Consider the following 21,575-nt stretch of genomic DNA (forward strand, 5'->3'; position numbering starts at 1 on the left):
GTTTAATTTAAAAGGCTTACCATCTTGCGTAAGATGAATGCCTAAATCTGGAATATTGGTTTGTAGCGCAGCTTCATCAAACTGTGTTTTAGGACCAATAATAGAAAGCCCTAAATCCCAACCTTTTAAATTTGGATCACAGACCAATCGATAATTCACCGATTCGGTATAGTTAATGCCATCTACTTTGTGAATACCTACGTTGTGTCCAAAGTAAACATCAATCAGTTCGTTATTACTAATGACACAAGGAGGGGGTACTAATAAGGTGCCAAATAATTTCATATTAGGTGCGTCTGCACTCATAACAGAATAAGAATTCAGTAATGCGATCAGACATAGGTACTTTAATTTATTCATCTTCTGACCTCTTACTGATAATCCACATGCAGTGTGCCACTTGCGACAAAATCACCACCCACTAAGGTTTCATTCTGATCACGAACAGGAACAGCTTCTAATTCAGGTAAGTTGGGATAGGTAAAATTCACCGCCTTACCTAAATCTAATAAGTTTCCCTGATACAGAATACGCACCCCTAATCCCGTAATATTTGTTTGTAGCGCATTTGAATCGAACCCTGTTGCGCTACCCGTAACATAAACTTTCATGGCATTGGTTGGCATTTTTTGGCAAGTCGCGGTGTAGTGGACAGGCTCTTTATAACGAACACCATCAATACGTGTACTCATCACCTCACCAAAATTAACTTCGATCATTTTGCCGTCATTAATTAAGCAAGGCGGTGGCGCAATGACATTCCCTGAAATATTGATATAAACAATTCCTGGAATAACATCTTTCACCGCTCTAGCGGGTAAATTCGCAACAGCAGTAAAACTTAGGCCTCCAGTAAACGTTGCCAAAATAAGAATCAACACTGCTTTGCTTGGGCTAAACCGCTGTTCCATTTTCATAAAATAGACCTATTTAGTTTCCTGCTGATGTTTCTGTAACTTTGCATTCATTGCCATTACAGGTGAATTTCATCTGTGGTCTTCCACCGTAATCATTGATGTAACTGAGTACAGGTGATGAGCCAAACGCAGAAGTATGCAGATTTATCGTTCCTGTGCTTTTAGGGGCAATCATGATTGGTTCAAAACCATCTAGGCTTTTTCCTTGCAATCCTGTTAACCCATCCACTAATGTCACGTAATAAGGTGTTGGGTTATTCACTTCATAGCGATCACCTTTCTTTATTAAGGTGATTTTTTCCTGCCAAGGATGGGTGAGATCCGTTTGTGTGGCGTAAATCGATGCTGGGCGATAAAAAAGTTTAATGCGCGTTTGTAGTGCAATTTGCAGTACATTAGGTTTATCGCTACGTGGTGGAATTTCACGCAAGTTAAAATAGAAAACGCTTTCTCTATCTTGTGGTAATTTGGCAATATCAGGTAATGACTGCACTTTTACTTGGCTTTTATCGCCCGGCTCAATACGCTGAATAGGAGGCAAAACTAATAATGGGCTGTCAATACGTTCTCCATTTTCATTTTCCATCCAGCCCTGAGCTAAATAAGGCAACTCTTTATTCTGATTACTGACATTTAAGCTAATAGACTTATCGGCACCATTAAAAATGACACGCGTCCTATCTAAAGCAATCGCAGCAAGAGCTTGGCTAGTAAAGACCATTCCAGTCAATAAAGTGGTTGTTACAATGAATAAGCGCTTTGATAACATCATTTTAAATTACTCTTTTTATCTGAAATTATTTTTATCTTTCCCTTTTTTCCTAACCTTATTGCGTGATTAGTTGAGGTTTAGGTAAGGGCTCTGTTCTTTGATTGATTGTTGAAGGTGTTGCGTCACCATCACTACAAGTCAGTAATAATGAAGACATAAATAATCCTTCAACTAATGTTGGAATACGGACTTTGCACTGCTCTTGACCATTCCAACGAACACTCAATAGATCATCACTGTTAATCCCCGTCAGATAGACATTCCCACCATCATTGACAATACCAAGCTCACGCCCCTTCTCGGTTGTAACACTGGCACCAAATGGTGGATAAGTTCCATCTTGTAAGCGAATGACAGCCATGGCTTTTTGTCCCGAGACCACATCAAAGTGGCGGTAGCCTATTGCGCCTTCTGTTAGGGTTAGCTGTTGAATTGAGCGTAATGCTTCAGCGTTATCTGGCATCTGATCAAGGTCGATGCTGGCACTACTGCGATAATAATCATTGATATCAGGCAGTACTGCTTTACCAAAAGCATTGGTACGCGTAATAGCGCCGATGCTTTTCACTGGAACATCTGAAATACCATCTGTATCAACAAGTAAACGAGTACTACCCGTACGACTTGTTCGGTGTAATGCACCACCTTTTGGTGTTAATGTTGCCCCACCTTGTAGTGATAATGTGGCTGATGTGTATTCACCATTAATATGGCTCGCACTAGCAGTGACCAATGCAGCATCAGCGTAATGCATGAGATAGGCATCTGCGGATGGTTTACCGTTACTGCTTAAACCAGCACCAACTCGATAGCTACTATTGTCATCAATACGATCGTAATAGCTGACATTATGTGAATTACCGTGTTTATTAATCACCGTGTTGTAGCTAATAGTTGCGCGATCGCTCCAAGGCATACTGACATTCATATAAACGCCATTATCATTGGTGCCATTGAATTTATTGCGAAACGCCGACAGACTGAGGTTGATATTTTTAAAGCTACCAATATCCATCGTTTTGGCTAATGACAAGTTATAGTTATCGTTATTAGGCTTATTCCAATAAGTCTGATGGCTATAGTTTAAGTAAGCACTCAATCCCCATTCAGGGAACTGCTTACTAAACATAATGGTATAAAGCTCTTTATTATTATCTTCTTCACCACCACGATAACGGCGATCTAAATATTGGTTCATACTCATAAAGTCACGTTCAGAGAAGCGATAGCCTGCGAATGTCACTTGGCTATTTATTTGTTCAAAACGTTTTGAGTAACTGACGCGATAAGAGCCCCCGTGATAACGCTTGTCATCACTTGGAATTTTTGCCCAAGAATGTGTCGCATCAAAAGAGATAGCACCCAGTGCCATTAGGTCACGACCAATACCCGCAGAAACCGAGTTATAATCGCCCGATACTAATGAACCGCCATAAAGTGACCAACCATTACTGATCCCCCATGAGAATTCACCCATACCAAAAATAGGGCCTTCAGTATTACGGTTCATATCCGACGGTTTACCCGCAGATAATTTATATTGCACTCGGCCGGGGCGTGTTAAATAAGGAATACTTGCCGTATCCATTTGGAATTCTTGAACAGATCCATCTTGTTCTTCAACACGTACATCTAATTTACCACTCACTGCATCATTGATGTCTTGAATGCGAAACGGTCCTGGAGCAACCTGAGTTTCATAGATCACACGGCCTTGCTGGCTAATCGTCACTTTCGCATTCGTTTTTGCCACACCCGTTACTTCAGGGGCATATCCCCTTAAGTTAGGTGGCAGCATATTGTCATCCGTAGACAAGTTAACCCCAGTAAAACGGAAGTTATCGAAAATGTCAGAACGAGAGTAAGTTTCCCCCATCACAAGGCGAGCCCCTAATTGCGTGATGGCTCTATAAAGATAAAGCTGGTTCCATTTCCAACTATTTTCAGTACTATCAGGAAGACCTGTTGTATGCTGGTAACTTGCTTGCCAATCGGCACGGAAACGCCAAACACCAAGGTTCGCTCCCACGGTTCCTAAGCCTGTAACTTGTTGACGCTGTTTTCCTTTAGCAGGATCTGTCACGTTAGCATTGACGTTATAGTCAAAAAGCACACCTGAGATACCGTGATCCCAACGAGAAGGTGGATCCCAGTTTGGCGCTGAATATTCAAGATACGCTTGAGGAATAGTAAGAATAAGATTGCCATTTCCCAGACTTGCATTTACCGTCATTCCGGGAATAGAAGAGATATCAAGACAGCTTCCGTTATCTTGATATTTAACTTTTTCAGCCCATTCAGGTTTGAGCCCTATTTGATGAATCAATTCTGGCGGTAAGCAAGCTTCGCTACCTTTAGGATCATTGGCTGGTACAACATAGCTAATGTTATAGAGTTCAGGGAGTTCATTATTATTCACACGAACAACAAACTCATATCGGCCGGGCATAATATAGCCAGCACGAGAGAAATCTGATAAGTCGATATTTTGCTTATCTTTTAGATCTAAAATATCGGCATTAAATTCAATATCACTATTTGCTAAAGCTGAACTTGAAATACTGGAAGCGCCAGTAAGAATTAAATAGATCAGTACAGCAACAGGCCGAATAGTATGTTGTTTTTTCTTTTTTTCCGTCCCTAAACCAACGGTTTTGAATGTTCTAACCATAAGTTATCCAACCCGATCCATTTAATAGTATTCCAGCTTAAATCGCAGCGTTGTTCGGTAATTTCCAGCTTTTGGTATTTCGTTATTTTTGACTATTCGCGCTTGGTAAAGTAACGCCATTGATTTGGAGTCAATACCTACTGGGGGTAATGGCTTACCGGGGATGGCTCGCCTACCGTAACGATCAGCTATCGCTAATGACGCGCCTCTCGCTTCACCAGAAAGTGCAAAATTACCATTCTCGTTAGAGGGACCTTCAAACGTTGCAATAAAACGAGGGTTGTCCGCTTCCTGACCTTTTTGTTCAATTAGCGTACATTCCGTTAATCTGATAGAAAAATACTCAATAGGTCCTTGCCCTTCAGTCACTAGCATTGGAATAGAAACCGTTGTCAGTGGAATAACTTGTTCTCCACTTCCTGCTGCAATCGTGCAAGATGGTTCTAAGATCGAGCCTGAAAGATTAAGTACCCCAAATCGCTGATGCATGTTTTTATCTTGTTTTACATCACTCGCTTCTGCTGTTGTTATCAGTAAGCTGGCAATAAGGCATAGCCATAGTGGTGTCATCTTGCGATTCATATTTTTCTCCGTAAGAAAAAAATCGTTAAAAATAGACACAGGAAATAAAGCACTGTACATCCTTGTACTGTGCTTATTTTTTCTTACTGATAAGTCAGTGCGAAAGTTGCGATTGCAGTGAAGTCACCTGGAACGGCAGCTTCTGCTGAAGAACCTTGTAAGTAAGCAGCAAAGTTCAGATCGTTATTACCATCACGTAATGTTTGAGCAGCACTTGGTGTGCCTAATTTGATTTGTTTGCCACCTGCATCAGTGATAACAACAGCAGCATTTTTAGCGATACCTTCAATACCTAAAGAACCTGCTAAGATGTTTGCATCTTCTGAACCAGTGAAGGTTGTTTGAACAGTTTTATAAGTTTCTGTTGTGCAATTCTCTAAAGTGATTTTAAAATCACGAGAATTACTACGACCACCATCTTTTAATGAAGCAGTAGAAATTTGACCTAATGGAACAGTTTGATTTTCTGAATCAGGATGAATAGAACAAGGTGCATCAATAATTGAACCAACAAATTTAACGGTACCGTGACCTTGATCAGCAGCAAAAGCAGAACCTGCAGCAACAGTTAAACCTAAGCCAAGAACTAACGCTAATTTATTTAATTTCATCTTTTTGTTTCCTAAAATATAAAGGACGAAGACATTAAAAATAATAAATTCATTAGGATTGAATTATTCCTAATTGAATGACTCACTTATTGAGTTTTTGAATTTTGGTATACTTGTGCCCATCCAAAACGAAATTAAATATCGTTAGAAACAAAACAAAATACACCAAATTGTTTTGTTAAAAATTTTCATCTCGAAATTAAACACATTTAGATAATCAAACTTTAAATATCGAAAAAAGAGTTTATAATTCTGGGTGCAAATACTATAATTTGTGAAAAAAGTAAAAAAAATTATTTCTGGATTTTAAACAAAGTAACCAATCATGTTTGTTTTTTAAAATAATGATAAATATCAATATGTTAAATAAATGAAGATAAGTGATTAACATTAAATTTGACTTAAGTGAGAAGCCAGAGAATAATAGTAAACAATTTGGTGTATTCTGTTTATTTCTCTAAAGATAACCAAATTCCTATCCATACTCATTTTTCGCTTTTTCAATCAATCACTTTCATTTTCTAAAAATAAATAAACTTTCAATAAACTTGTTTAAAATGAACAAGTAAAAGTGTAAGCATAAAAAAAATACAACTCTTTATTGATGCATATTACTTGTTATAGTGATGCATCAATTGACTTTTGTTCCTTGTTATCTCATTGAAAAGGTTATGAAAATGAAGCAGCGCAAGTTTCTTACACGTTTTGAGATCAATTCTATTTTGAAGCAAGCAAAGGAAGGACGGTATCCAGAAAGAGATTACTGTATGTTTTTAATGTGTTTTTTACATGGGTTTCGCGTGAGTGAACTATGTAATTTAACCTTAAGCGATATTGATTTAGAAAGTCGAATACTCTATGTCAGACGCTTAAAAGGCGGTTTATCAACAACACAACCGATTATCGAAGAGGAGTATGAAGCGTTAGTTAACTGGTTGAAAAAAAGGGAAACATGGAGAGAGGCTGACTCAGAATGGGTCTTTTTATCCCAAAAAACAGGTCCAATTTCTCGTCAACAAGTGTATGGATTACTTCGCCGTTTAGGTAAAGATGCTAATGTATCCATAGCCCCTCATCCCCATATGTTACGCCATGCATGTGGCTATGCACTCGCTGATTTAGGTAGAGATACTCGTTTAATTCAAGATTATTTAGGACATCGTAATATTTCACATACTGTTATCTATACCGCAAGTAATTCAAAACGTTTTGTTCACATTTGGGACGCAAGAAATTAACAATATTTATTTAATTAATATATTCTCTAAGAATTAATACACTAAATAGAGTAGGCTATATTTTTTCAATAAGAATACAGTTAATTTTAATATAACTAAGAAAATTAGGAATTGTTTTATATTAAATAAATAATCACGATTGCAGGTATTAATAATTTATTAATAATCGTTTTCTAATTAAAGAATAACCCAATATCATTATTCTTTTTTTGATTATCTTTATTGGAAGGCAATAAATTTAATATCAGTCTTTATTTATTAATAATATTAAACATTATTTGTTTGATTTTTGATCAAGAAATAAGGGTCTTATTTAAAGAAAATATCTATTCTTAAAAATTTTATTCATTTGCATTCCATGCACACGCTTTCATATCTCACTATCCCCAACGTTATCGTTTGGGGATAGTTATTAATTTCCTTAAAAAATACAATTATCCTTTTACACAAACAACCTGTCGTAGTGTATGAACAACCTCAACAAGTGATAACTGAGCCTTCATAACAGCATCAATATCCTTATAAGCCATCGGAATTTCATCAATCACATCTTCATCTTTTCGACATTCCACATGTGCTGTTGCTCGAATTTGGTCTTCAACACTAAAAGCTTTTTTCGCTGCTGTTCGGCTCATTACGCGTCCTGCGCCATGACTACATGAACAGAAACTTTCGGCATTTCCTTTTCCTCTTACAATAAAGCTCTTAGCGCCCATTGAACCAGGGATGATCCCCATTTCACCTTTCTGAGCTGAAACGGCTCCTTTTCGAGTCACCAGTACTTCTTCGCCAAAGTGCATTTCCTTTTGTACATAGTTATGGTGGCAGTTCACCGCCTGTTGCTGTGTCGTAAAAGGTTTAGTTATTTGTGTCGATAATGCCGCCAACACGCGTTCCATCATAATTTCACGATTATGTCGGGCAAAATCCTGTGCCCATTCTACGGCTTCTATATAGTCATCATAGAAAAGCGTTCCTTCTTTTAAGTACGCTAAGTTTTTATCAGGCAAATTAGCGATATGTTCCCTCATATCTTCTTGTGCCATTTGTATAAATAACGTACCGATAGCATTACCAACACCACGAGAGCCACTATGTAGCATTACCCAAACATTATCTGATTCATCAAGACACAATTCGATAAAGTGGTTTCCTGTTCCTAATGTACCAAGGTGACGATAGTTATTCGTATTTCGTAAACGTGGGTACTTATCGGTTAAAACCTTAAAACGCCCTTCAAGTTGTTGCCAATGTTGATCAACAAGTTTAGGTGGGTTCTTCCATGAACCACGATCATTCCCTGATTGATAACTTGTTCTTCCATGAGGTACTGCTCTTTCTATTGCCGTTCTTATGGCAAATAAATTATCTGGTAGATCATTTGCGTGTAATGATGTTTTCACCGCAATCATTCCACACCCAATATCCACACCAACAGCAGCCGGAATAATCGCGCCTTTTGTTGGAATAACACTCCCGATTGTTGAACCTTTCCCTAAGTGAACATCTGGCATTACCGCCATATGTTTGAAAATAAAAGGCATCTTCGCGGTATTAATAAGTTGTTTTAGAGCATCTGCTTCAACAGGTACACCATTTGTCCACATTTTGATTTCAGCAGTTCCTGCTTCTTTTACTATTTGATGATCCAATATCATGCCTGTGCTCCTTTAATTTGTACTAACCCGTTTAATACTTGGTCTAAACCGCCATAAACGGAAATCTTATCAATACGTTCTGCAATACGTTCTACGGTTTCTAGCTCTTTTAATCGTAAGGCTACTGGATTGTTTTCCATCACTTTTGCCGTATTTAATAAAGAACGCGTTGCGGATGTCTCTTCTCTTCGACGAATAACATTAGCCTGTGCTGATTTTTCTGCCTCAACCACTTGCGCTAAAATCGTTTTCATTTCGCCTGGTAAAACAATATCTTTTACCCCTAATGAAGCCACTTCAATACCATATCCTTTAGTCACTTCACTGATTTTTTCACTCACTAAGGTGTCAATCAGCGTTTTATTCTCTAATAATTCATCTAATGTTCTTGTTCCTACGGCTTCGCGTAACGCAAACTGCAACTCTTTATATAAGAATTCAAGAGGTGAACTCAGTAATTGGTACGCTGAAAGCACATCGCTATAACGCCAACTTGCTGACAAATTAATGCGTAATGTTACTTTATCTTTCGTTAAGATCTCTTGACCACTCACATCGAGTGTTTGTAAGCGCATATCAACAACCTCAACATCAACTTTGTGCTGATAACGCCAATAGCCTTTTAATCCCGGTGGCAATAGTGATTGAACTTCACCATCAACACGGATAATGCCAGCATGCCATGTCGGAATATCCACACTTAATACACCTTCACTGCCTTTTACAGTTTGGTTACGTAATTTTGGATGCTGCAATTTTTTAACCAAAGTTGGCGAAACTTCCAATTCATTTGCTGACAACACTTCCATTGAGCGTTGTGCATAATTCCAATAGAGACGGCGAGTACTCGGCGCTAAGATCTCTTTGAGTGAGCCATTTTCATAGAGTAAGCCAATCTCTTCATCAGATAGCACAATATCAAAACAATATTCACTCACCCATTCTGGATGATATTGGCGTAAAAACTCGGCTTTCTCTTTTTCAATTGCAGGGCCGTTTAACTCCACCAGCTCAACACTTAATTGGCGACGAAGATCGAAAAATTTATGCTCACCAGCTACAAGGACGTCAATATACTCATCATCCTTCTTTAATAAACCCAGCTGTCCTTGTTTCACTTTTATTGTTGTTCTTATCATCATTGCTTCCTTTTGCTCTTCTTTATTATTAGCTTTCTTTTATTACCATTTTTATCGTGACTTGCTTTCCACGAACAAACTTGGCGAAATCGAAGGGAAAACAAGAGAGGAACGTTACTTTGTTTGTCTCTTCTTCTGCCTTCAATCCAGCGTAGTTGCTGGTGGATAAGCAAGGTGACGGTACTGCTGTCACAACGATTTTCTATCTTTAATTTTACATTTGGATTTGTAATGGTTTTTGGTGTCAGGAATCGAACCTGAAAATAACCCTCTTCACCTACAGAGTCCCGATGTGGAGGAACACATTTAGATAACACCACAGAGTGTTCTTTATGTGCCTACCAGATTTAAAATCTGCTCAAGACACTTATAATATTGCGAGGATCGTGCCAAGTTTTTAAATCTCACTAAAAATATTTTTAATTCATTGTTTTTATTTGAAAAAATACTTTTAACGTAATTTTTAAATATTTAGCCATTGAATTAAAAATGATAAAAACCTATCTTTTTATCTATACATTTATAAATATAGATAAAAAATAAGTAGGGATAACTTAATGAAACGCAAAGTGGTGATTGGTGTTTTAGGCACAACATTAGATAAACGAGGTAAAAGTCATAAAAGATGGAACTCATGGCGCCCAACAATTTCGATTTGCCATCAAAAAGATTTCCCCGTTAGTCGATTGGTCATGATCCATCAACCTAATGATTCAATGTTAGCGTCAAAAATCACTGAAGATATTCATACTGTCTCCCCTGACACAGAGGTATTACCTTACGAAATTGATATTTGTGATCCTTGGGATCTAGAAGAGGTTTATAGTCACTTTCTTGATTTTGCAGTAAATTACCCATTTGATACTGAAAATGAAGAATATTATGTACATATCACAACAGGTACGCACATTGCCCAGATTTGCTGGTTCCTCCTGACTGAAGCCCATTACTTACCTGCAAAACTATTACAAACCTCTCCTTCTTCTAAAATAGAAAATGAAGATGGCATCAAAACAGTACAATCATCCACAGGTAGTTATGCTGTTATTGATCTCGATTTAAGCCGTTATACAAAACTAACGAGCCGATTTGAGCATTACCATAATGAGTCCCTCTCTTTCTTAAAATCGGGGATCGCCACACGTAATGAACGTTTTAATACTTTAATTGCTCAAATTGAACGTGTTGCATTGCGCTCCGTTGCGCCTATTTTATTAACAGGCCCTACAGGCGCTGGGAAATCATTCCTTGCTCAGCGTATTTATGAATTACGACAGTCTCGCCATTTTGTAAAAGGTCGTTTTATTGCTGTTAACTGTGCCACTTTGCGTGGTGACAATGCGATGTCCACTTTATTTGGGCATGTAAAAGGGGCATTTACAGGTGCATTACAAACCAGACAAGGATTATTAAGAGAAGCCGATAAAGGGATTTTATTTCTTGATGAAATTGCAGAGTTAGGACTTGATGAGCAAGCCATGTTGCTTAAAGCGATAGAAGAGAAATCTTTTTATCCCTATGGCTCAGATACTGAGGTACAAAGTGATTTTCAGCTGATCGCAGGAACGCATCGTGATATGGACAAGCAAATTGCGAAAGGACTTTTCCGTGAAGATCTCTATGCAAGGATCAACTTATGGTCATTTTCATTACCGGGTTTAGCCGATCGTAAAGAGGATATTGAGCCTAATATCGATTATGAATTGCATCACTTTGCAAAGCTTTATCAAAAGGCAATCCGTTTTAACGCTGATGCAAAATCACACTATATTCGATTTGCAACATCTGAACAGGCATTATGGCGTGGTAATTTCCGTGAACTTAGTGCTAGTATAACGCGAATGGCAACACTTGCCGAAAATGGTCGTATTACCCTTCCTCTTGTTGATGAAGAAATTAATCGTTTAAAACAAAATTGGGGAGTTGCTTCCTCTTCTTTATTTAATAGCACTGATATTGATCTTTTCGATCTTAGCCAACTGAATACCGTTATCAAAACGTGTCAGCAATCATCAACACTCTCAGAAGCCGGTAGAAAACTTTTCGCAGTATCAAGACAAAATAAAAAACAACCCAACGATGCCGATCGCCTACGTAAGTATCTTGCGAAATTCGATTTAAGTTGGGAACAAATTCGACATGGAGAATAATATTTCATTATGGAGCTCACTTTTTTAGGCACTAACGCAGGCGTTCCTTCTAAAGATCGCAATGTCACCAGTATGGTGCTCGATTTACAAAATAAACAAAAAAGTATGTGGATGTTTGATTGTGGTGAAGCGACACAACATCAAATATTGCATACCCGCGTGAAACTACCGCGTTTAAATAAAATTTTTATTACCCACTTACATGGCGATCATATTTTTGGTTTACCGGGATTACTTTGTAGTCGCTCAATGGGTGGAACGGAAACACTTTTAACAGTATATGGTCCTACGGGTATAAAAGCCTTTATAGAAACGTCGCTAACATTAAGCCAATCCTATTTAACTTACCCTATTAATATTGTTGAAATTGACAAAGCGGGTTTTCTTTTTGAAGAAGAAGGTATGAAAGTCAGTTGTGAGGCATTGTCTCACCCCGTACCTTGTTTTGGTTACCGCTTAGAAGAAGAAAACAAACCAGGTAAGTTAGATGCAGAAAAACTGAAAGCGGAAAATATTCCAGCAGGCTCTTGGTTACAAGACTTAAAGCAAGGCAAAACTATAACATTACCAGATGGACGAACAATTGATGGTAAAGACTATATTGGTGATGAAATAGAAGGTCGTTGTATTGCTATTTTTGGGGATACTCAACCTACACCTAATGCATTAAAGCTGGCTAATAATGCCGATGTTATTGTTCATGAAGCAACGTTTAAGCATGAAATGGCAGAGCAAGCAAATAGTCGCGGGCATTCAACAACTGTGCAAGCGGCAACATTAGCAAAAGAGGCTAATGCTAAAAAGCTGATTATTACTCATATTAGTAGCCGTTATTTACCCGAAGACTGCATTGAGTTACTCAATGAAAGCCAACAGATCTTTAGCCATACTGAAATGGCTTCTGATTTTGAGGTATTTAAGTTGTAATGGCATTTTCGCTAAATAACAATGGCGGCATGATGTCGCCATTTCGCTATTCACAAATCATCCAACCATTGATTTAAACTTCTTTAATTATCCTTCAATAGCGCGGTACGTTTTATCTTTCCATCTTGCAAAATAAAATTCACTTTGCCATCCCAAAATTCCGCCAAAAAAACATCTTCTGGTTTATCAATATGTTGATTTTTCATCTCATCTTGTAGCCACACTTCGTCTTTTTCTATTTGCGCTAATTCTGATGTTCGAATAACTCCGTCTTTCATGACAATAATCGAAGGCATTTTTGCACCATCACATACCACCGTGATTTGTCCATCAGGTTCAATCTGGGCGTAATTGACTTCCTGATATGAATGAATACCTTGAGCATGAAGACGAGACGTGATGTTAAGAATGTCTATTTTATTTTTTTTCTCCATGATGTTTTCCATAATAAACTCTCCCTTCTTGATAATAGGAATAGGATTACCAATGGTCACTGCACGGAAAAAATTGAAATGTTTGCTGATATAATTAAGCAAAGAGATAAAACAGACACCAATTAAGAAGACGATAATATATTGATAAAGAGGGATCGCATCGGTATAAATTACCCCACCCATAATGCCACCGAGCACAAAATTACCAATAAAATCAATAGGTGTTAATTGGGAGAGTTGTGTTTTACCCGATAAATTCATATGGGCTAGTATGATAGTAAAACCAATAATAAATTTGATAATAACCAGAAAGTAATATTCCATTTGCGTCTCACATTTCCAATAATTTCTGCACTTATTATAAAGCAGAAAATCTCATCTAGATAAAAATCTAAATTATTTTTACTTTGTTTTTCATGGGATTTGACTAAGAAAAAACACTTAATATACTTAGGTTTGTTGATTTTAAGACTCGCACTATACTTATTAAGATAGTTTTGCCGTAATCTCTTACAATCAACGCAATAGTTTCTCGCCTTTTCTAGTTTTTACGCGGGATATCACTGAATTGTTTTTGAACACATATTTTGGAGAAAAAAATGAATAAAAAACTACTTACTTCATTGGTTCTAGCGGGTCTTGTTACCATTACAGCTGGTTGTGATGATTCATCTAAAAAAGTTGATGAAGGCATTGACAAGGCGAAAGAGACAGCAACTCAAGTCACCGAAACTGCGCAAGATAAAGCGAATGAATTAACTGAACAAGCCAAAGATAAAGCTGCTGACTTGAAAGAAGATGCATCAGCAAAAGCAGATGAATTAACACAACAAGCTCAAGAGCTAAAAGATAAAGCTGAACAAAAAGCAGCTGAGCTAAAAGATGCAAGTGCTGCAAAAGCTGAAGAAGTTAAGCAAAACCTAGAAGCTGAAGGTAACAAATTATCTGAAAAAGCCGCAGAGTTAAAACAAGATGCGAGTAAAACAGCAGATAACCTAATGCAAGAAGCAGGCAACAAAATTGATCAGCTAAAAGGTGATGCTGCAAAAACAAGTGATGATGTAAAACAGCAAGCCCAAGAAACTGAAAACAAAGCACTTGATAAAGCGGATCAATTAACCGATCAAGCGAAACAAAAAATTGATGAGTTAAAAACTGAAAACAAATAATCCGATTTCAGTTTTTTTGATGATTTGTGAGCCAGTAAATTTTTACTGGCTTTTTTTGTTCATAAAAAAGACAAGGGTTGATCGATTAAGCAAAAAATGTAACCATGTTCTCCTTTTTTCAACAGGAGAAACCTATTAAAGTGCGAAAGCACCTATAAACAAAAAACAGCAATAAATTGATTTAATTGTCATTTTCTTCATCTTACGGAAAAAATAATTTGCTTCCGTTCTTTTTATAAAACATCACACTAATTTGATGCTTTATTCAAATTTTCTTATGAACTTTTCTTTTCTGATCACATAGACAATCAGAAAATTGATAGCGAAAAGTCTCTTTCTAGGAAAATAACAAAAAATAGGTTAGCTATGAGTCAACAAAACGATATAACCCCTCAAAAAGTTAGGATGAAAATTAATCCTCCCGTTTTTTATACATCTGCATTATTAATTTTATTGGTCGTTGGCTTCTCTGCATTATTTCCAGAGCTGGCAAATGATAAACTCAGTCATCTTCAGGAAAATCTCTTCACGAATGCGAGTTGGTTCTACATTCTAGCCGTTGCATTGATTTTGCTGAGTGTGACTTATTTAGGGCTTTCTCGATTTGGTGAAATCAAATTAGGCCCTGATCACGCTCGCCCTCACTTTAGTTATTTTGCTTGGTTTGCCATGCTCTTTTCAGCAGGAATGGGGATTGGCTTAATGTTCTTTGGTGTTGCTGAACCTGTTATGCATTATCTGATGCCTCCAACCGGTGAAGCTCAAACCATAGAAGCCGCAAAAGAAGCCATGCGATTAACCTTTTTCCACTGGGGATTACATGCATGGGCAATTTACGCCATTGTCGCTTTGATCTTAGCTTTCTTCTCTTATCGCCATGGTTTACCGTTAACACTGCGTTCTGCACTTTACCCAATTATTGGTGATCGCATACATGGCCCAATTGGTCATGCTGTTGATATTTTCGCTGTTATGGGAACCGTATTTGGTGTCGCAACTTCCCTTGGTTTTGGTGTTCTGCAAGTTAATGCGGGTTTAAACCACCTCTTTAATGTACCTATTAACCCAACGATTCAAGTCGTATTGATTGTTGTGATCACAGGGCTTGCAACCATTTCTGTTGTTTCTGGTTTAGAAAAAGGCATTCGTTTTTTATCTGAACTTAACTTAGGATTGGCGGTTATTCTTCTTTTATTAGTCATTATTCTCGGTCCAACTGTATTGATATTAAAATCATTTGTTGAAAATACAGGGGGATATCTATCCGAAATTGTCAGTAAAACCTTTAATCTTTATGCATACGAACCAAAATCGAGTGATTGGTTAGGGGGATGGACACTGCTTTATTGGGGTTGGTGGCTTTCATGGTCACCATTTGTAGGGATGTTTATCGCCCGTATTTCACGAGGTCGTACTATTCGTGAATTTGTTGTCGGTGTTCTGTTTGTTCCTGCTGGTTTTACTTTACTCTGGATGACCGTTTTTGGTAACACAGCGATTCATTTAATCAAAGATAAAGGGGCAGAAGCACTCGCCAATATCGTACAACAAGATGTGTCATTGGCTTTATTTGAGTTCTTAAATTATTTCCCATTCTCATCTGTTTTATCCTTCTTTGCGATGTTGATGGTCGTTGTCTTCTTTGTGACTTCAGCAGACTCAGGCGCGATGGTTGTTGATACTTTAGCTTCTGGTGGTGATAGCGAAACACCAGTATGGCAACGCATTTTCTGGGCGGGTTTAATGGGCGTTTCTGCAATTACTTTATTGTTAGCGGGTGGTTTAACTGCACTACAAACAGTAACCATTGCAAGTGCACTTCCCTTCTCGATAGTATTGCTTGCTTCTATTTATGGACTAATAAAAGCATTGCGAGTGGATGTATATAAACGTGATAGCCAACAACTCACGACAATTGCACCACCAGCAAGCCGCAATCCGATCCCTTGGCAACGCCGTTTAAGAAATATTGCCTATTTTCCTAAACGCTCTCATGTAAAACGTTTTATGGATGAAGTGATCCAACCCTCAATGGAAATGGTATCTGCTGAGTTAAGTAAGCAAGCAACGCAATGTTTTATCCATAATGAAGAAGATGATCGAATTGGTTTTGAAGTCGATTTAGGCGATGACATGAATTTCTTCTATGAAGTTCGCCTACGTTTTTATACTCAACCTGCCTTTGCTTTAGCTGGATTAAGTGATGAAGAAAAAGACGAAGAACATAAATATTATCGTGCTGAAATTCATTTAAAAGAAGGTGGGCAAGATTACGATGTAATGGGTTGGACGAAAGAACAAATCATTCACGATATTCTTGATCAGTATGAAAAACACATTCACTTTTTACATGTGTTAGGTAAACAATAATTCTATCCACTGATAAAAGTCCAAAAGGTGATGTGCTAAACATCACCTTTTTTTCTTACTTTCAAGATAACTTATTTTTCAGCTTGCGCCGAGTCATCAGCCTCTAAAGCAATCAACTCTTTTAATAGACCTGACAGTCGCTGTAATTTTTCAGTGGAAAATTTTTGCTCAATTAATTGATAGCCCTTATCTATTTTAGGCTGAATTATGTCGTATAAATTTTGACCATTAGCAGAAAGAGAGACAAACAGCTTACGTTGGTCACTCACGGGTTTTAAGCGACAAATTAATTCGTCCCTTTCCATTCGAATCAGAATGCCCGTTAAACTAGGTCGAAGAATACACGCTTTTTGCGCTAATTCGTGAAAATCAATAGAACGCTTATCCGCAAGTACTCGAATAATCCGCCACTGCTGTTCTGTCAGATTATGCTCTTTGAGAACAGGTCGAAAAAAACCCATTGCAGATTCCCGAGCTTGTAATAGCGCGATAGTTAATGATTCATGCATAATCAAGAAGCTCTTTATATGGTGTTATAGGTGAAATGACAAAATATCACTCAATATAGACAGTGAAAAAGTACCGCTGTTTATGGTTTATAAAATGACTATATTCTAAGAATAGACTAATTGTTACAATTATTCATATTAACAAATAAATAAAGTTGACTCAATTTTTGCAATTTTCTTCCCTTTGTGCAATTTATCACCCACGTTCCTTTTTTAGGATTAATTTCATCTTCCGCAACATCTTGAGCTATACGCAATTTTTATGAATTGGCAATTTGTGTTATCTGTTTACCAATCAAAAAAAGTAGCCTAATTTGCCTATTATCCTACCTCTATATTAGGAATAATGGCGCTTAGCGATAAGGTTGTCTCACCGTTATTTGAGATAAAGTTAACGAGTTGTAACAAAGAAAGATTGCTATCTTTGTTCATGCGCGGTAGCGTTACGGCTTTAAAACAACGCAACAAAGAAACCGGCAATAACATCACAACTTTGTTAGCGAAGTAGTTAGGTGATTTTTTTAGTTATCTAACTAATAATTATTTTAAGTGAAGACGCCCACAGACGAGAAGTCTGGCAGTAGGAGTAAATAATGTCTGAGGAAAAACAGGCTAACCCACTTTTTCGGGATGCGATGGCAAGCTTAGGTGCTGCGGTCAATATCGTGGCAACAAATGGTGATGCGGGATGTTGTGGCTTAACAGCAACAGCTGTATGTTCTGTTACTGATAACCCGCCTACCGTGATGGTCTGCATCAACAGTAAAAGCCAAATGAACGCTATTTTTCAAGAAAATGGAAAATTAAGCATCAATATATTGAATCATGAGCAAGAAGAAATGGCATGTCATTTCGCCGGAATGACAGGGCTTGCGATGGCTGAGCGCTTTACCCAACCAGGATGGCAAAACGGACAATTACAACAACCCGTATTAACAAATGCGCTTGCCTGCCTAGAAGGTGATATTTATGATGTACGCCAAGTGGGTACACATTTTGTTTATATGACCGAAATTAAGAATATTTCGGTGCGTGAAGATGGTGATGGGCTTATTTATTTCAAGCGTCGTTTCCATTCTGTTAAAAATGAACAAGTACTAATCTCCGTTTAAAGTTCACCTATTTTACCTCAAGATAAAAACGCACTTTTAATAAGGGCGTTTTTTTATTGATTATAATCACATCATAAATTAAATATTTATTTATATTAAATGAATATTTATTTAACTAAATAACATTCACTAGCGTTTAGATATTTATTAAATATTTATTAACATCTGTTTGTTATAAAAGATTAATTTTTAATTATAATGAAAAATTTCTTTCTAGAATCAATTAGTCACATAATCAAAAATATTTTCTCTCTACTTTTATCCTGTATCTTTATTTAATTTACTCAGATTAAAATACAAACAAATAATAATCTTCCTGATTATATTTTATACCAAAGATCAATTAAATGACTTTATTTTAAAATAAACTAATGAATATTTTTTTCAATCTGGTATTAATCTTACCCACAGTGTGATCAACCTTTGAGAAGTCATTCCATCAATATATTAGTCTACTCGACTTGCTGATTACCTTCTTAAATTTGCAAACATCACTCTAAATGCGACAGATAATGTTACCGTCGTGTAACATTCCTCGTGAATGTGAGTAAATAACATCGTTGTTGAAAATAAATAATAATTAGGGGCATTACAGATATGGATAAACCCGCTCAAGTCGGTTTATTACAACAGCCTAAACCATTCTTTATGATTTTCTTTGTAGAATTATGGGAACGTTTTGGTTACTACGGCGTACAAGGTATTCTTGCCGTTTATTTTGTTAGTAAACTCGGTTTCTCTCAAGAACAGGCTTTCATTACTTTTGGTGCATTCTCTGCACTGGTTTATGGGCTTATTTCTATTGGTGGTTATGTTGGTGACCACTTATTAGGAACAAAACGAACCATTGTTTTAGGTGCTATTGTTTTGGCTATCGGTTATTTCATGACTGGTATGTCAATTATGTATCCTAATTTAATTTTCTACGCATTGGGAACTATCGCAGTAGGTAATGGTTTATTTAAAGCCAATCCTGCAAGTTTATTAGCGAAATGCTATCCACCTAAAGATCCACGTCTTGATGGCGCATTTACGCTATTTTATATGTCGATCAATATCGGCTCATTAATTTCTTTATCTATCGCCCCGGTACTTGCTGAACGTTACGGATATGCACTGACTTATAATATCTGTGGTATTGGCTTGCTCATGGCGTTATTAGTTTATTTCTTCTGTCGTAAAATGGTTGCCAATATTGGTTCTGAACCAGACCATTTACCGATGAACTTTAGCAAACTGTTATTAGTTATTGCTGGCTCAATTGCTATGGTATTTGTTTGTGCATGGTTATTGCACAACGTTATGATTGCAAATATTGTCTTAGTTAGCTTGTCTATTATTGTTGTCTTCATTTATTTCCGTGAAGCGTTTAAACAAAAAGACAGAGTTGCTCGTAATAAAATGTATGTTGCATTTGTTCTGATGTTAGAAGCTGTTGTTTTCTACATTCTGTATGCTCAGATGCCAACTTCACTGAACTTCTTTGCTATTCATAATGTTCATCACACGCTTTTAGGCTTTGATATTAACCCTGTAAGCTTCCAAGCACTAAACCCATTCTGGATCATTATTGCTAGCCCAATCCTTGCTATCGCTTACAGCCATTTTGGCGCGAAAGGTAAAGATTTCTCAATGCCAGCGAAGTTTACTGCGGGTATGCTTCTGTGCTCATTAGGATTCCTTACAGCGGCAGCATCAGGTATGTGGTTTGCCGATGCTCAAGGCTTAACATCACCTTGGTTTATCGTTCTGGTTTACTTATTCCAGAGCTTAGGTGAACTGATGATCAGTGCGTTAGGTTTAGCAATGGTTGCAGCATTCGTACCGCAATACATGATGGGCTTTATTTTAGGTATGTGGTTCTTAACACAAGCCACGGCTTATCTGTTAGGGGGTTATGTAGCGACTTTCACAGCAGCACCAGAAGGTATTACTGATCCACTACAAACATTACCTATTTACACTGATGTATTTGGTAAAATTGGTATTGTGACCTTAATTGTTGGTTTAGTGATGTGGGCAACAGTACCTTTACTGAACCGCATGATGAAAGAAGAAAGCAAAGACGTTAAAGTCGCTGGCTAATCTTTCAATCAATATCTAATTGAATATTAAGCGCCTATTTATAGGCGCTTTTATTTTGGGCTAAGAAGATTATTCTCTTTTTGCTAGCCATAAAAAAACCCGCTAAATAAGCGGGTTTAGTTTAATCATTAAGAATGATTCAATTACAGAACATCAATTGCATTCAGTTCTTTAAAGGCTTGTTCTAAACGAACAACCATTGATGCTTGTGCTTGACGTAACCAGTTACGTGGGTCGTAGTATTTCTTGTTAGGTTTATCAGCACCTTCTGGGTTACCTAACTGACCTTGCAGATAACCTTCGTTCTTTTTGTAGAACTGTAAGATACCATCCCAAGTTGCCCACTGAGTATCTGTATCGATATTCATTTTGATAACACCATAGCCAACAGCTTCTTTGATTTCTTCTGCTGAAGAACCGGAGCCGCCGTGGAATACGAAATCTAAGCTATTGTGTGGTAAGTTGAATTTTTCTGATACGTAGTCTTGTGAGTTACGTAGAATTTTTGGCGTTAACTGAACGTTACCTGGTTTATAAACACCGTGAACGTTACCGAAAGATGCCGCGATAGTGAAACGAGGGCTTACCGCACTCAGTTTTTCGTATGCGTAAGCAACATCTTCTGGTTGAGTATAAAGCGCAGAGCTGTCCATACCCGTGTTATCAACACCGTCTTCTTCACCACCCGTACAGCCTAATTCGATTTCTAAAGTCATATCGATTTTAGCCATACGCGCTAAATATTTAGCACAGATTTCGATGTTTTCTTCTAATGACTCTTCAGATAAGTCAATCATGTGAGAAGAGAACAGTGGTTTACCTGTTTTAGCGTAGTGTTTCTCACCAGCATCTAACAGACCATCAATCCATGGTAATAATTTTTTCGCACAGTGGTCAGTATGTAGGATAACAGGAACGCCGTAATATTCAGCCATTTGGTGCACATGGTGAGCACCTGAAATTGCGCCTAAAATAGCAGCTTGCTGTGGTACATCAGATTTAAGACCTTTACCTGCGATAAATGCAGCACCACCGTTAGAGAACTGTACAATAACAGGAGAACGAACTTTCGCAGCAGCTTCTAACACAGCATTGATTGAGTCAGTACCTACACAGTTAACCGCAGGCAGAGCAAATTTATTTTCTTTTGCTACCGCAAATACTTTTTGTACATCATCACCAGTGATGACACCCGGTTTCACGAAATCAAAAACTTTAGACATGTAATAAG

General features: G+C 37.4%; 19 protein-coding genes. 7 read left to right on the plus strand and 12 right to left on the minus strand.

Annotated elements, in window-relative coordinates; translation table 11 throughout:
• From JEP36_RS11265 to JEP36_RS11290, 6 genes are all read right to left on the minus strand, one after another.
• A partial coding sequence (locus JEP36_RS11265; RefSeq protein WP_198630204.1) for a pilus assembly protein occupies positions 1-360 on the minus strand: 360 nt, incomplete at its 3' end.
• Positions 361-371: 11 nt separating this feature from the next.
• Positions 372-917 carry a fimbrial protein gene (locus JEP36_RS11270; protein WP_198630205.1) on the minus strand — a complete coding sequence of 182 codons (546 nt, stop codon included), beginning with the start codon at positions 915-917 and terminating at the stop codon, positions 372-374.
• 13 nt (positions 918-930) lie between these two features.
• Positions 931-1,689, minus strand: a complete 759-nt coding sequence (locus tag JEP36_RS11275) for a fimbria/pilus periplasmic chaperone (RefSeq protein ID WP_198619432.1) — start codon at positions 1,687-1,689, stop codon at positions 931-933.
• 55 nt (positions 1,690-1,744) lie between these two features.
• Positions 1,745-4,360, minus strand: a complete 2,616-nt coding sequence (locus JEP36_RS11280; protein WP_196532221.1) for an outer membrane usher protein — start codon at positions 4,358-4,360, stop codon at positions 1,745-1,747.
• Between the two features lie 21 nt (positions 4,361-4,381).
• Positions 4,382-4,930, minus strand: coding sequence for a fimbrial protein (locus JEP36_RS11285; RefSeq protein WP_160230858.1), 549 nt, complete (start codon positions 4,928-4,930; stop codon positions 4,382-4,384).
• A gap of 95 nt (positions 4,931-5,025) precedes the next feature.
• The gene (locus tag JEP36_RS11290; RefSeq protein ID WP_196532222.1) at positions 5,026-5,553 is read right to left on the minus strand and encodes a fimbrial protein; all 528 of its coding nucleotides are present in this window, start codon (positions 5,551-5,553) and stop codon (positions 5,026-5,028) included.
• A gap of 677 nt (positions 5,554-6,230) precedes the next feature.
• Here JEP36_RS11290 and mrpI point away from each other — a divergent pair.
• A complete protein-coding gene (gene mrpI / locus JEP36_RS11295; RefSeq protein WP_109371496.1) occupies positions 6,231-6,791 on the plus strand; it encodes a phase variation DNA invertase MrpI in 561 nt (186 codons plus the stop codon).
• A gap of 434 nt (positions 6,792-7,225) precedes the next feature.
• On the opposite strand, the gene JEP36_RS11300 is transcribed toward mrpI, so the two are convergent.
• The 3 genes from JEP36_RS11300 to JEP36_RS11310 are packed head-to-tail and all read right to left on the minus strand — an operon-like array spanning position 7,226 to position 9,781.
• Entirely contained in the window at positions 7,226-8,449 is a 1,224-nt protein-coding gene (locus JEP36_RS11300) for an RtcB family protein (protein ID WP_088493562.1), read from the minus strand.
• Positions 8,446-9,585 (minus strand): slipin family protein, encoded by a 1,140-nt coding sequence (locus JEP36_RS11305; RefSeq protein ID WP_198619451.1) that lies wholly within the window; start codon positions 9,583-9,585, stop codon positions 8,446-8,448. The genes JEP36_RS11300 and JEP36_RS11305 overlap by 4 nt, the downstream gene beginning before the upstream one ends.
• A gap of 31 nt (positions 9,586-9,616) precedes the next feature.
• The gene (locus tag JEP36_RS11310; protein WP_198619430.1) at positions 9,617-9,781 is read right to left on the minus strand and encodes a hypothetical protein; all 165 of its coding nucleotides are present in this window, start codon (positions 9,779-9,781) and stop codon (positions 9,617-9,619) included.
• Positions 9,782-10,145: 364 nt separating this feature from the next.
• Between JEP36_RS11310 and rtcR the strand changes: the two genes are divergently transcribed.
• Entirely contained in the window at positions 10,146-11,738 is a 1,593-nt protein-coding gene (gene rtcR / locus JEP36_RS11315) for an RNA repair transcriptional activator RtcR (RefSeq protein WP_198630206.1), read from the plus strand.
• Positions 11,739-11,747: 9 nt separating this feature from the next.
• A complete protein-coding gene (gene rnz / locus JEP36_RS11320; protein WP_198630207.1) occupies positions 11,748-12,665 on the plus strand; it encodes a ribonuclease Z in 918 nt (305 codons plus the stop codon).
• Positions 12,666-12,748: 83 nt separating this feature from the next.
• On the opposite strand, the gene JEP36_RS11325 is transcribed toward rnz, so the two are convergent.
• A complete protein-coding gene (locus tag JEP36_RS11325) occupies positions 12,749-13,423 on the minus strand; it encodes a DUF421 domain-containing protein (protein WP_198626063.1) in 675 nt (224 codons plus the stop codon).
• A 275-nt stretch (positions 13,424-13,698) separates the two neighbouring features.
• Between JEP36_RS11325 and JEP36_RS11330 the strand changes: the two genes are divergently transcribed.
• Entirely contained in the window at positions 13,699-14,268 is a 570-nt protein-coding gene (locus JEP36_RS11330) for a hypothetical protein (protein ID WP_198619427.1), read from the plus strand.
• A 366-nt stretch (positions 14,269-14,634) separates the two neighbouring features.
• A complete protein-coding gene (gene betT / locus JEP36_RS11335) occupies positions 14,635-16,638 on the plus strand; it encodes a choline BCCT transporter BetT (RefSeq protein WP_198619426.1) in 2,004 nt (667 codons plus the stop codon).
• 71 nt (positions 16,639-16,709) lie between these two features.
• Here betT and hpaR read toward each other — a convergent pair whose 3' ends face one another.
• Positions 16,710-17,147: a homoprotocatechuate degradation operon regulator HpaR gene (gene hpaR / locus JEP36_RS11340; RefSeq protein ID WP_109371512.1), complete on the minus strand. Its 438-nt coding sequence runs from the start codon at positions 17,145-17,147 to the stop codon at positions 16,710-16,712.
• A 593-nt stretch (positions 17,148-17,740) separates the two neighbouring features.
• Here hpaR and hpaC point away from each other — a divergent pair.
• Together hpaC and dtpB are read left to right on the plus strand one after the other, a co-directional pair.
• Positions 17,741-18,259, plus strand: a complete 519-nt coding sequence (gene hpaC / locus JEP36_RS11345; RefSeq protein WP_198630208.1) for a 4-hydroxyphenylacetate 3-monooxygenase, reductase component — start codon at positions 17,741-17,743, stop codon at positions 18,257-18,259.
• A 597-nt stretch (positions 18,260-18,856) separates the two neighbouring features.
• Positions 18,857-20,344, plus strand: a complete 1,488-nt coding sequence (gene dtpB / locus JEP36_RS11350) for a dipeptide/tripeptide permease DtpB (RefSeq protein WP_198619424.1) — start codon at positions 18,857-18,859, stop codon at positions 20,342-20,344.
• Between the two features lie 143 nt (positions 20,345-20,487).
• Here dtpB and fbaA read toward each other — a convergent pair whose 3' ends face one another.
• Entirely contained in the window at positions 20,488-21,567 is a 1,080-nt protein-coding gene (fbaA, locus tag JEP36_RS11355; protein WP_198619423.1) for a class II fructose-bisphosphate aldolase, read from the minus strand.
• Positions 21,568-21,575 lie beyond the last annotated feature (8 nt).

It is taken from the genome of Proteus sp. PR00208 (assembly GCF_016238545.1).
Lineage (GTDB): Bacteria > Pseudomonadota > Gammaproteobacteria > Enterobacterales > Enterobacteriaceae > Proteus.

Coding starts and splice junctions, on each gene's coding strand:
- JEP36_RS11270 (WP_198630205.1), bottom strand. CDS start 917: ATGAAAATGGAACAGCGGTTTAGCCCAAGCAAAGCAGTGTTGATTCTT.
- JEP36_RS11275 (WP_198619432.1), bottom strand. CDS start 1,689: ATGATGTTATCAAAGCGCTTATTCATTGTAACAACCACTTTATTGACT.
- JEP36_RS11280 (WP_196532221.1), bottom strand. CDS start 4,360: ATGGTTAGAACATTCAAAACCGTTGGTTTAGGGACGGAAAAAAAGAAA.
- JEP36_RS11285 (WP_160230858.1), bottom strand. CDS start 4,930: ATGACACCACTATGGCTATGCCTTATTGCCAGCTTACTGATAACAACA.
- JEP36_RS11290 (WP_196532222.1), bottom strand. CDS start 5,553: ATGAAATTAAATAAATTAGCGTTAGTTCTTGGCTTAGGTTTAACTGTT.
- mrpI (WP_109371496.1), top strand. CDS start 6,231: ATGAAGCAGCGCAAGTTTCTTACACGTTTTGAGATCAATTCTATTTTG.
- JEP36_RS11300 (WP_088493562.1), bottom strand. CDS start 8,449: ATGATATTGGATCATCAAATAGTAAAAGAAGCAGGAACTGCTGAAATC.
- rtcR (WP_198630206.1), top strand. CDS start 10,146: ATGAAACGCAAAGTGGTGATTGGTGTTTTAGGCACAACATTAGATAAA.
- rnz (WP_198630207.1), top strand. CDS start 11,748: ATGGAGCTCACTTTTTTAGGCACTAACGCAGGCGTTCCTTCTAAAGAT.
- JEP36_RS11325 (WP_198626063.1), bottom strand. CDS start 13,423: ATGGAATATTACTTTCTGGTTATTATCAAATTTATTATTGGTTTTACT.
- JEP36_RS11330 (WP_198619427.1), top strand. CDS start 13,699: ATGAATAAAAAACTACTTACTTCATTGGTTCTAGCGGGTCTTGTTACC.
- betT (WP_198619426.1), top strand. CDS start 14,635: ATGAGTCAACAAAACGATATAACCCCTCAAAAAGTTAGGATGAAAATT.
- hpaR (WP_109371512.1), bottom strand. CDS start 17,147: ATGCATGAATCATTAACTATCGCGCTATTACAAGCTCGGGAATCTGCA.
- hpaC (WP_198630208.1), top strand. CDS start 17,741: ATGTCTGAGGAAAAACAGGCTAACCCACTTTTTCGGGATGCGATGGCA.
- dtpB (WP_198619424.1), top strand. CDS start 18,857: ATGGATAAACCCGCTCAAGTCGGTTTATTACAACAGCCTAAACCATTC.
- fbaA (WP_198619423.1), bottom strand. CDS start 21,567: ATGTCTAAAGTTTTTGATTTCGTGAAACCGGGTGTCATCACTGGTGAT.